Raw genomic sequence first — 10,597 nt, 5'->3', positions numbered from 1 at the left:
TGCCGCGGACGGAGGGTGGACCCATCGCCCTGAAGGGGCGCCCGTTCACCCGAAGGAGCCCCGATGTCCGCGCCCAATCCGGAGACCACCACGCCGGCCGGCACCCCGGCCGTCCGGCCTGCCGAGGGTGACCTGGACACTGCCCTCCACACTTTCCTGACCCAACGGAACCGGCTGTTCCGGATCGCCCACCGGATCGTCGGGGACGCCGCGGGAGCCGAGGACGTGGTCCAGGAGGCGTGGGTGCGCTGGCAGCTCACCGATCGCTCGGAGGTCAAGAACCCGGTCGCCTTCCTGACCACGACCACGACGCGTCTGGCCATCAACGTCCTCCAGTCCGGGCGGCGTCGGCACGAGACGCCGTCCGAACCGCGTTTCGCCGACCTCGGCGACCTCGCCTCGTCCGACGACCCCATGCTCTGCGCCGAGCGGACCGCGGCGATCGAGTCGGCCCTGGCCCTCCTCATGGCCAGGCTGACACCCGACCGTCTGGCCGCCTATGTGCTGCGCAAGGGCTTCGGCTACACCTATACGGACCTCGCGAAGCTGCTGCGGATCAGCGCCCCGAACGCGCGCGTGGTGGTCCACCGTGCCCAGACCCGACTCGACAGCGAGCGTGAGCGGCCGATCTCCACCGAGTCGCACCGTCGTCTCGTCACCGCGTTCCGGACCGCCGCCGACACCGGCGACCTGGATGATCTCGTACGACTGCTCGTTCCCGAGGAGCGGGTGCGCCGCTTGGCGCAGCCGTCCCGCGGACCGGTCGGCCCGGCGCACGTCCCGGCCCTTCATGCCGCGTGACGGCGAGCGGCGAAGCGGGCTCGCTCCGGCCGGGGCGGGTGAGTGCGCGCCGTCGGACCTCGCCCGGCCCCCTGTTGTCACATCCGGGGTCTCCGTCCTGTCTCCCTTGTGCGGGCAAGCGGGTGCGGCTCACCTGCCGCGCCCTCGCGCCGGGAGACCGCCCCGGCACCGAGCAGTCGGACGCCGGGGACAGCAGGGAGGTCACCGCCCATGAGCGACGAGGCCAGGTTGATCACACAGTGGAACAGGCTGACCCGAGTCCATCGCCGGATCGAAGCCCGTATGGAGCGACACCTGCACCGGCAGCTGGGCCTGGGCGTGAGCGAGTTCTATGCCCTCCGTACGTTGAACGAGGGGGTGGCAACCGGTACGGGACTGCTCTATCTGACCGACCTGGCCAACGGGACGGGGCTGAGCCAGTCCGCCACCAGCCGCCTGGTCACACGCCTGCAGGAACGCGGCTTGATCACCACGCACACCTCGTCCAACGACCGCCGGAGCATCGAGATCGAGCTCACCGCCGTCGCGCACGACGTGCTGCGGCTGGGATCTCCCCTGCTGAGCCAGGCGGTCGAGGAGGTCGTGGGCCAGCTCCACGTCGAGGAGACGGACAAGGACCTGCTCCGCTACCTGCGTGGAGGAGGGAGCGACGGTGCGGGCACCCATGTTCGACAGGCGCCGAACGTTCGGTAGCATGGCCGCATGCCGGACCACCACGCGTCACCCGCGGACAGCGAGCTCTCCCTGCCTCGCCTCCTCGGGGTGCTCAGCGATCCGACGCGGTTGGGCATCGTCCGGATCCTGTCCGACGGCGCCGAGAGAGGGTGGGGGCAGTTCAGTGCTCCCGTCGCCAAGTCCACGCTCAGCCATCACCTCAAGATGTTGCGTGAGGCGGGCGTGACCCAGACTCGCCAGGAGGGCACGCGCTGCTTCGTGAAGCTGCGAGGTGACGCCCTGGAGACCCGCTTCCCCGGTCTGCTGCCGGCGCTCCTGTCCGCCGCAGGCACCGACCATGTCGGAGAGCACGTCACCGAGCGGGACGAGCGGGCGTGACCGCGTAAGCGCTGCGTGCCGCACGGGAGCCGCTCGAATCTTTCCCTGATTTGACATGAGCATGATGCGCTCGGTGTGGCGCGGGTCGCATCGCGGGCGACCCCTGCGCTTCCGAACGGTGTCAACGCCTGCCCTCCGCAATTACCGCCGTCGCCGCCCCATTTGACGATGCCGTCGACGCTACGCATAGTGTTCTATGTACATCGAACATCGAACAAGGAGTCTTGATGTCCCCGAACCAGCCCCACGAGACGTTCTCCGGTCACGTCGTGATCGTTACCGGCGCGGGAACCGGCATCGGCCGAGCCACCGCCGTGGCCTTCGCCGAGTCGGGTGCGCACGTCCTCGCCGTGGGCCGCCGCGAGGCGCTCCTGAAGGAGACCGCCGCCGCCCACTCCAACATCGATGTCCTGGCCATCGACATCTGCGGTGACGATGCGCCCGGCAAGGTGGTGGACGCCGCCGTGGAGCGGTGGGGACGCCTCGACCACCTGATCAACAACGCCGGTGCGACAGCGGTGATGCCGCTGGCGGAGGCCGAGAAGCAGACGATCGTCGATCTGCTGGCGCTCAACGTGGTCGCGCCCAGTCTTCTGGCTCGCGAAGCCCTGCCGCACCTGCGCCGGACCTCGGGCTCGATCATCAACCTCTCCAGCACCTACGGGCACCGCCCGATGGCGGGGGGTGCCCACTACTCGGCCACCAAGGCCGCCATCGAGCAGATGACGCGGAGCTGGGCACTGGAGCTGGCTGACGAGGGTGTTCGTGTCAACTCGGTCGCTCCCGGCCCCACCCGTACCGACGTCATGCTGCACGCCGGTCTGACACCGGAGGCGGCCAACGACATGTACGCCTATGAGCGCGACCGCATCCCGACCCACCACATCGCGCACGCGGACGAGGTGGCTCACTGGATCCTCCGCATGGCGGACCCGGCCGGACGCCATGCGACCGGTCAGGTGATCACCGTCGACGGCGGCCTGGAACTCATCTGACGCATGGCGCGTTCGGTCGGCTCCGGACACGAGGCGGTACGCGTTCCCGGTCCACCGAGGTCGCGTCGCCGCCGGCCGGAGGGGCGAGGAGGCTGGATTTCACACTGTCCGGACGCGCCGGAGTCGGTTTCCTGATGCATCCTCAACTCCATTGCTGTGTCGGGCGATTACGTCGGAAGGCTGGGCGTCGACACAGCAGTGACGACAGCTCACTTCCCTGGCAGCCTCGCCAACAGCGAGGGGCGCGTCGACCTGGACGCGCCGGCGAACGACTACCTTCCCCGGGCACTGACGGACGACCGCATCACCGTGCGGCATCTGCTGAGCCGTCGCAGCGGCCTGTGGGACTACACGAGTGACATGTCTTGCCACAACAAAGGCACCGTCAACACCGTCCTCGCCGGCGCACTGGAAGCCGCCTTCTGCGGTGTCGACCCCGTCAAGAGCGGCAAGGCGCTCCGCTCCGTTGGTGAGGCGGCCACCGAGGACATCGCGCCCGGCGTCCTGCGCCACTGACGTGGTGAACAAGGCCGTGTGAGGTGATCTGATCACCACGGGCAGGTCGAGAGGGCCCGGCCCGCAGGACCGGTGCCTTCTCCGCCGAGGGCGGTCACCGGTGTCACGAACCGGCCCCTGGCCCGGTCAACATGTCGCAGGCACATGCGGGTGCGACGACGGCACCCGCGTGGACGCCGACGGGCCGGACGTCGGAGCCGACCCGTGACAGTTCGGGCTCATGAAGGGACGACGGGTCGATGACACCACCAGGAAAGCTGCCCGCACCGCAAGACGGCCTCCTGCTCACGCACTTCCTCACGGTGCGCGACGTCGCCGTCTCCCGGCGCTTCTACGCCGACGTCTTCGGCGGAGAGGTGGTGATGGCGGAGAACCCGGCGATGGTGAAGGTCGCCAACAGCTGGATCATCATGAATCCCGGTGGCGGCCCCACCCCCGACAAGCCGGGGGTCACGCTGGAGCCGCCCCGAAGCGGTGAGCGCGTGTCCAGCTTCCTCAACGTGCGGGTGGCCGACCTGCCCGCCTTCTACGCGCACGCGGTCGCTCAGGGCGCGGACTTCCTCACCGAACCCGTCGATCGCGGTGCCGAACTGCGCTGCTACCTGCGCGACCCCGACGGCTACCTCATCGAGGTGGGCCAGTCGACCGGCCTGCTGCGGGGCATCCAGGCGGAAGCTCCCGCCGAGGCCGGTTGAGGCCGCGGACCGGCGAAGTCCCTGGGCGCGGGTCGTTCACGGCCGCCCCCGGTCGGCCGCCGGCCTGCCGGGGCGGTACGGGTTCGGCGCGGGGAACGACGGTGTTCTTCAGGGTGCCGAGGCCCTCGACGGTGAGATGACCGTGTCGGAGGCGTTGGCGGTCACGTCGAACCGACCGCGATCGGCGCAGGGGACGTGGAGCCAGAGCCGGGCGCCGAACGCGGCGGCGACGGCCTCGTAGCCGGCGGGCAGGCCCGTCCCCAACCATGACTCGACCGCGGCCCAGTCGAGAGGTACGGCAAAGTCGGCTGGCGGGGCCGTCTCCCTCAGGTCTGGGCGGTGCCGGCGCGTGACCGGATCTGTGAGAGACGGTAGGAGTTCGGCAGGTCCCGCACCACGACCGACAGGTCAACCGCTTCCATGCCTGCTTTGCTCAGGTGAGTGGCGATGAGTTCCAGCACGCCTTCGGACAGGTGTGCCTTCACCGCCGGAGTCCTTCCGTGCAGGAGGGCGACCTCGACGTGCATCACCATTCCGCCGCCGTACGTCTCGGCCGGGACCACCGAGGTCTTGGACACACCGCTGGAGCCGCTCCGGTCGACCACGAGCGCGTTGAGAGCCGTGACCAGGTCCGTGTGGTCGAGGACGCGGGTGATCCGCGGCGAGAGGGTGATGTGGACGTGAGGCACGGCACTCCTTCCAGTAATTGGTTGCTTCGGGCGACGATTTGTTCGGAGGCCTGCACCCGCGTCCTTCGCTGCAGGAGGCCGCGCCGAGTCGGTGACCGGCTGCGCGCGAGTTTCCGAACCGGTCAGCTCAGCGCCGCGCGTACCGCCCCGGTCACCTCGGGCCGCCGCTCCAGCTCGGCATGCACCTCGGCCAGTGTCTGGCCGGCCAGCGCCTGACGCCAGGCGTCCTCGGCGCGGACCATGGCCGTCTTGACCGGGCAGGGCTCCGTGGGCGCGGGGGCGATTTCTCCCACGCGGCCGCAGCACCGGATCTCGGCGCAGTGAAAGATGCGGGCGTCACCCTCGATCGCCTCGACCACGTCCAGCAGCGTGATCCGGTCCAGCGGCCTGGCGAGCTGGAACCCGCCGCGCGCACCGGGAACGGAGGTCAGCAGTCCGGCTTTCACCAGAGCCTGCAACTGCTTGTTGAGGTAGGTGGACGACAGGCCGTGCACGGCGGCCAGCTGCGCGTTCCCGACAGGACCACCGCCGGTCATGTGGAGGTTCAGCAGTGTGTGGAGGGCCCACTCGACGCCCTTGCTCATACGCATGATGTGGACAGTTTAAGTCCTGGTCGGCCGGCCGAGACCGATGTAAGGGTGATTCTTGACAATTAATATCCAGGATATCTAATGTCCAGGTTACGGGTTTCGGTGAAGCCCCCGTGACACGCCTGAGAGGACACGCACGACATGACACACATCCTGGTGATCGGTGGCGGATTCGCCGGCGTCTGGAGCGCCGCCGGAGCCGTCAGGGCCGCGCGCGCGGCGGGCCGGGCGGGTGACGACATCCGCGTGACGCTCATCAGCGCCGGGGACGACCTGGTGATGCGGCCGCGGCTGTACGAAGAGGATCCGGGCTCGATGCGGGTCCCGCTGGACCGGATCCTCGGTCCCATCGGGGTGCGCCGGCTCGCCGCGACGGTCACAGCCATCGACACCGACGCCCGTACCATCCGCGCCGTCACCCGGTTCGGCGAGGAGGTGGAGCTGGACTACGACAAGCTGGTCCTGGCCACGGGGAGCCGACTCGTGCGAGCGCCCTTCCTGGGCGCGGAGCACCTCTTCGACGTCGACACGCTGCCCGCGGCGACCGTGCTCGACCACCACCTGCGGCGGCTGCCGGAGCGGGCGCCGTCCGCCGGCCGTCACACCGTTGTCGTGGTCGGCGCCGGCTTCACCGGGCTTGAGGTCGCCACGGCCATGGGCGAGCGACTGCGCGCCATCGCGGGACCGCACGACGCGCACGACGAGATCCGCGTCGTCCTCGTCGACCGGGCCGGCGTTCTCGGCCCCGAGCTGGGGGCCGGACCCCGCCCCTACATCGAGTCGGCCGTCGAGGCCCTGGGTGTCGAGCTGCGGCTGGGCCGCACCGTGAAATCCGTCACCGCCAACCAAGTCGTCCTCTCCGACGGCGAGGTCATCCCCACGTCCACCGTCGTGTGGACCGGCGGTACCGTCGCCAGCCCGCTGACGGCCCAGATCCCGGGCGAACGCGACCGCCTGGGCCGCCTCGCCGTCGATGAACACCTCCGGGTCAAGAACGTTCCGCACGTCTACGCGGCCGGTGACACGGCCGCCGCACAGGCCGAGGACGAGCACTTCGCGATGCAGAGCTGCCAGCACGCGCAGCCCATGGGCAAGTTCGCAGGGCACAACGTTGTGGCGGACATCCTGGGCAGCGATGCCCGCCCGTTCGAGCCCGACCCGTACACCACCTGCCTGGACCTGGGCCCCGACCACGCCGTCGAGACCATCGGATGGGACCGGACCATCGACCTGACCGGAGAGGAGGCCAAGACGCGCAAGAGGAACATCAACGCCCGCTGGATCTACCCCTCCGTCGACGACGCGGAGGCCATCCTCGCCCACGCCGGACGCTTCGCCAACGGCGCCAACAAGCAGACCGCCGAGGTCCGCTAGTCCGTCCGGCAGGAGCCGACGACACACCCTCGCACGGCGGGGCGGGCGGCTCGCAGATGCCGTCCGCCCCCCTGGCCCCGCACCATCACCGCTTCACAGACCCGGCGAAAGGAGGGGAAGACATGACGGTCCCCCCGGCACCGACTCGTGGCCCCGTTGGTCTGACCGGCCGGCCCGCCCGACTCTTCTCGGCCCATGTCGCGCGCAACACGAAACTCACCCCGCACATGATCAGGGTGACGCTGAGCGGCGACTCCCTCACCGAATTCGTGGGGGACGGCCCGGACCAGCGCATCAAGCTCCTCATGCCCCGTCACCCGTCTCAAAGCCTCGACGCACTGCACGGCCTGACCCCGAGACAGATGCGCGAACTGCCGGACGCCGAACGCCCCGTCATGCGGACGTACACCATCAGGAGCCATGCCCCGTCGGTCGGCGAAGTGGAGATCGACTTCGCACTGCACACACCGGTGGGGCCCGCCACCCGGTGGGCGATCGACGCGGCCCCCGGACAGCCGGCCGCCTTCTTCGGTTCCGTCGCCGCCTACGACCCGCCCGCCGACACCAGGTGGCAACTCGTCGTCGGCGACGACACCGCCCTGCCCGCGCTCGCGGCCATTCTGGAATCGCCTTCCGCACCGGCGACGACCTACGCCTACGTCAGCGTGACCGATGCCTCCGCGGTGCTGCCCCTGACCACCCGCGTCGGAACCACGGTCACCTGGCTCCCCCGGGACGGCGGCCGGGGATCCGGCGACGATCACGGTGCGTCGCTCGTCTCCGCCATCCGCCGCGCCGGTCTTCCGACCGGACCGGGATACGTGTGGCTCGCCGCGGAACAGTCGGTCGCGCGGGACATCCGCGCGCATCTCGTCCACGAGCGCGGCATGGACCGGGAACGCGTGTACTTCTCGGGATACTGGAGCCGGGGCAAGGCCGAGGGCGAATAAGCCCCACCTCCTGGTTCAGTCCGGAAAGTCGAAGAGGCGGTACCGGTACACCGAAGCAAAGCCGAACCGCCGGTACAACGGTTCCCCCGCGGGGCTGGCCACGAGCGCGGCGAAGTGCATCCCGCGCTCTCGCCCCACGCGGAGCGCGGCGGACGTCAACGCCGTTGCGACCCCTTGTCGGCGCAGCTCCGCCGCGACGTGCACGAGGAAGATCCCGGCCACGGAATGCGCGGTGATCAACACGGTCGTCCCGACCACTCGGCCGTCCAGCACCGCGGCCAGCCGCACAATGTCCGCGTTGTCCCCGCGCTGGGACTCGGCGCGCACCATCCCGGCCTCGGGCCCCGGGCCGACACCCATGGACGTCCGGTAGGTCCGTACGAGTTCCCTCAGTCGTGAGCCCTCCCGCACCAGAACCACGCGAAGGCCGGACCGGGTACGTGCGTCATGGCCCGGCCGGCCGTGCCCGGCAACTGAGTCGTCGAGCGGCCGCACCATCACTGGCATGACCGTGAGCTGTCGTGCACCGTGTTGCCTCAGGACATCCGCGGTTCCCTCGGGGCTGTCCGGCCCGACCCACCACCACCAGGGAACCCCCGCCAGCTCCCTGCGGACGGCCGCCACGTCCGTCCCGGTCGCCGACCGTACGCGCACCACGCCGTTGAACTGCGGGGCCGCCAGGCCGCTGCGAAAGAGGTCGACACCGAGGTCCGGTCGGTCCGCTGCGCCCCATCCCATGAGGTACTGGCGGAAGTTGGCGAACACGGACCCCATGGCTGGGAAGGCCGCCAAGCCGTCCTGGATCCGCACCGTGTCGTGCGACGTGCCGGCCGCGCCGGTGGAGTCCACCATTGACACTGTTCCCTTCACTTCACATCGTGATGTCGTCCCGCTCAGTGTGGGCCATCGTCGACGGGGCGTTCTCCGTGTCACACATCGGCCACCCGTCCGGTCAAACGCTCAGCCGATCGCCGGTGGACGTACCAGCACCGTCCCGTGGCTGCTCGCACGGTCCGGTCGGCGGCACAAGGCCAGGAGGCTACTCGTATGAAGGTCGTGGTGGTCGACAGTGGAGGCCTCATGGGCATCGAGACCGCGCTCTGCGTCAGAGACCACGGACATGAGGTCGCCCTCGTCCAGGCCCCTGGCGACCCGCACGCGCCCATCTCCGACGAGGTCGCCGAGGCACTGCGGGGCTGCTCCGTGCTCGTCGACCTCGCCCATCAGCCCTCCGCCGACATCGGCACCCTCTCGGAGGACCACGGTCTGGTCGTGGACGAGGCGGCCCTCGTGGAATCCTGGGCCGGGTCCACTGGCGCCCTCCTCAGAGCCGGGGCCGCCGCCGGCGTCCGTCACCATGTGTGCCTCTCCGTCGTCGGTGTGGACCGCATCGGCAGTGAGGGTGTCTTCCGGGCGCTGAGGAATCGGGAGGCCATGATCAGGCGCTCCGGGATTCCGTACTCCATCCTTCGCGCCACACAGACCTTCGACGCGGCGGAGGACATCGCGACAGCGGCCACCGAGGACTGGATCGTGTGGGTTCCGCCCGCGGAGGTGCGCCCGGTCTCCCTCACTGACGTGGCGACGCTGCTCGCGCACACCGCCGTGACGCGGCCTGTGAACGGAGTCCGTGAGATCGCGGGTCCCGAGCAGTTCCGGCTGGACGCGTTCGTGCGCACCGCCCTGCTGACGGAGGCGGAGTACCGGCAGGTCCGTACCGACGCCCTCAGCCCCTTCTACGGCGCGCGGCTCCGGCCCCGGGACCTGCTGCCGGGCCCCGACGCCTTCATCGCGCGAACCACCTACCGGGAATGGTTCGCCGGCCGGCCCGCGCCGGATACCACCTTCTGACCCTCGACGACACCAACGGCACGAGAGAGAACTGCTGATGACGACCCTCAACCTGACGCTGCTCGGCGCGTTCCGCGAGATCACGGCCGCCGAACTGCCTCCCGTCATCTCCGCCCACAGCGGTCGGCCCCTGCGCCGGTACGCCCTGCAACTGCACGTACCCGACGAGCGGCACAGGGAACTGGACGCCGAACTCAAGGCGGCCGCCCTGCCGGACGGAGACCACCTGCAAGGGAGCGACGCGGCGTGGCGCGTCTCGGAGGGCTGGACCGCGTCCTCCCAGGGCCGTCGGCCCGAGATCTACGTCTACCGGATCGAGATCCAGGAGATCGAGATCCTGCATGCCGAAGCTCTCGAGGTCGAGGGACTGCGCATCGTCCCGGGCATGTACAGGGAACGGGCCGACGAGGACACCATCACGGTGACGGTCGTCGCGGAGCTGAGCGGTGAGGACGACGAGCACCTGGAGGAACTCCTCAGGGAGCCCGGTGCCTGGTACGACGTCACGCGCAGGGGCATCAGCGGCACACCGGTGCGCATGCGCTTCGGACGTTGTGTGTGGCAGCGGACCGAGGAAGGGGGCCGGCGTCATCACCTGGAACTCGTCGGCGACGAGGGCAACCCCGAAACGGCACCCTCCGCGCTGGACCTCGCAGCCCGGCCGCGGCTGGACCGGGCCCTGGAGCAGGTCGCGGCGCACACCGACGCCCTGTCCCGACTCCTCGAGGAACTGCGCGCCGCGGGAGTACTGAGCGAGGGCGCGGCCAAGGCCGTCGAAGCCGCCGCCGCTCCGCGCCCGTTGACCCCGCGGGAGCAGCGCGAACTGTCCCGTACCGATCGACTGAGCGACTACTGGAGCTGAGTCCGTTCTTCGGGAGACTGGCGCCGATACCGTTCGTGCAAAGCGGATCATATGTGTCACATCGGTCGGGTGAAGACGGTCTTCAGAGACGAGAGTTCACCCATACCGTCCGGCGGCGTTGCCGGTAGCCCGAGGAGTACACGTGTCCCGCACACCGCAGGCAGCCAGTTCAGGAGCCAGGACGGCTCATCCCGAGCATCTCGGGCGCGTCGTCTTCATCA

The 10,597-nt window shown here is 69.8% G+C and carries 12 protein-coding genes and 1 pseudogene; 10 read left to right on the top strand and 3 right to left on the bottom strand.

Annotated features, from left to right (window positions below; all coding sequences use genetic code 11):
- Positions 1-63: 63 nt before the first annotated feature.
- The 6 genes and pseudogenes from ACGF3J_RS24960 to ACGF3J_RS24935 all read left to right on the top strand — a co-directional run bounded on the left by ACGF3J_RS24960 (position 64) and on the right by ACGF3J_RS24935 (position 4,060).
- Positions 64-801, top strand: coding sequence for a sigma factor (locus ACGF3J_RS24960; protein WP_161326640.1), 738 nt, complete (start codon positions 64-66; stop codon positions 799-801).
- Between the two features lie 210 nt (positions 802-1,011).
- Complete coding sequence (locus tag ACGF3J_RS24955) at positions 1,012-1,494, top strand: MarR family winged helix-turn-helix transcriptional regulator (protein WP_161326639.1); 483 nt, start codon at positions 1,012-1,014, stop codon at positions 1,492-1,494.
- 9 nt (positions 1,495-1,503) lie between these two features.
- Positions 1,504-1,854: a helix-turn-helix transcriptional regulator gene (locus ACGF3J_RS24950; RefSeq protein ID WP_161326638.1), complete on the top strand. Its 351-nt coding sequence runs from the start codon at positions 1,504-1,506 to the stop codon at positions 1,852-1,854.
- A gap of 227 nt (positions 1,855-2,081) precedes the next feature.
- Positions 2,082-2,849 (top strand): SDR family NAD(P)-dependent oxidoreductase, encoded by a 768-nt coding sequence (locus ACGF3J_RS24945; RefSeq protein WP_161326637.1) that lies wholly within the window; start codon positions 2,082-2,084, stop codon positions 2,847-2,849.
- 180 nt (positions 2,850-3,029) lie between these two features.
- A pseudogene (locus ACGF3J_RS24940) lies at positions 3,030-3,212 on the top strand (serine hydrolase); the annotation flags it as partial.
- Positions 3,213-3,604: 392 nt separating this feature from the next.
- Complete coding sequence (locus tag ACGF3J_RS24935; protein ID WP_161326635.1) at positions 3,605-4,060, top strand: VOC family protein; 456 nt, start codon at positions 3,605-3,607, stop codon at positions 4,058-4,060.
- Between the two features lie 326 nt (positions 4,061-4,386).
- Here ACGF3J_RS24935 and ACGF3J_RS24930 read toward each other — a convergent pair whose 3' ends face one another.
- Together ACGF3J_RS24930 and ACGF3J_RS24925 are read right to left on the bottom strand one after the other, a co-directional pair.
- Complete coding sequence (locus tag ACGF3J_RS24930) at positions 4,387-4,749, bottom strand: 5-carboxymethyl-2-hydroxymuconate delta isomerase (RefSeq protein WP_161326634.1); 363 nt, start codon at positions 4,747-4,749, stop codon at positions 4,387-4,389.
- Positions 4,750-4,871: 122 nt separating this feature from the next.
- Positions 4,872-5,339: an Rrf2 family transcriptional regulator gene (locus ACGF3J_RS24925; protein WP_161326633.1), complete on the bottom strand. Its 468-nt coding sequence runs from the start codon at positions 5,337-5,339 to the stop codon at positions 4,872-4,874.
- A gap of 141 nt (positions 5,340-5,480) precedes the next feature.
- Here ACGF3J_RS24925 and ACGF3J_RS24920 point away from each other — a divergent pair, with 141 nt between their 5' ends.
- Both ACGF3J_RS24920 and ACGF3J_RS24915 read left to right on the top strand, forming a co-directional pair.
- A complete protein-coding gene (locus tag ACGF3J_RS24920) occupies positions 5,481-6,713 on the top strand; it encodes an NAD(P)/FAD-dependent oxidoreductase (RefSeq protein ID WP_161326632.1) in 1,233 nt (410 codons plus the stop codon).
- 122 nt (positions 6,714-6,835) lie between these two features.
- Positions 6,836-7,663, top strand: a complete 828-nt coding sequence (locus ACGF3J_RS24915) for a siderophore-interacting protein (RefSeq protein ID WP_161326631.1) — start codon at positions 6,836-6,838, stop codon at positions 7,661-7,663.
- 15 nt (positions 7,664-7,678) lie between these two features.
- Here ACGF3J_RS24915 and ACGF3J_RS24910 read toward each other — a convergent pair whose 3' ends face one another.
- Entirely contained in the window at positions 7,679-8,515 is an 837-nt protein-coding gene (locus ACGF3J_RS24910; RefSeq protein ID WP_161326630.1) for a GNAT family N-acetyltransferase, read from the bottom strand.
- 195 nt (positions 8,516-8,710) lie between these two features.
- Between ACGF3J_RS24910 and ACGF3J_RS24905 the strand changes: the two genes are divergently transcribed.
- A complete protein-coding gene (locus ACGF3J_RS24905) occupies positions 8,711-9,514 on the top strand; it encodes an SDR family oxidoreductase (RefSeq protein ID WP_161326629.1) in 804 nt (267 codons plus the stop codon).
- 37 nt (positions 9,515-9,551) lie between these two features.
- On the top strand, positions 9,552-10,376 hold the full coding sequence (locus ACGF3J_RS24900) for a hypothetical protein (RefSeq protein WP_161326628.1): 825 nt from the start codon (positions 9,552-9,554) through the stop codon (positions 10,374-10,376).
- Positions 10,377-10,597: the final 221 nt, after the last annotated feature.

The sequence above is a fragment of the Streptomyces sp. NPDC048171 genome (genome assembly GCF_043202655.1).
GTDB lineage: Bacteria > Actinomycetota > Actinomycetes > Streptomycetales > Streptomycetaceae > Streptomyces.
The sequence above is the reverse complement of the archived record's forward strand: the minus strand, read 5'-3'. Positions and strand labels throughout refer to the sequence as shown.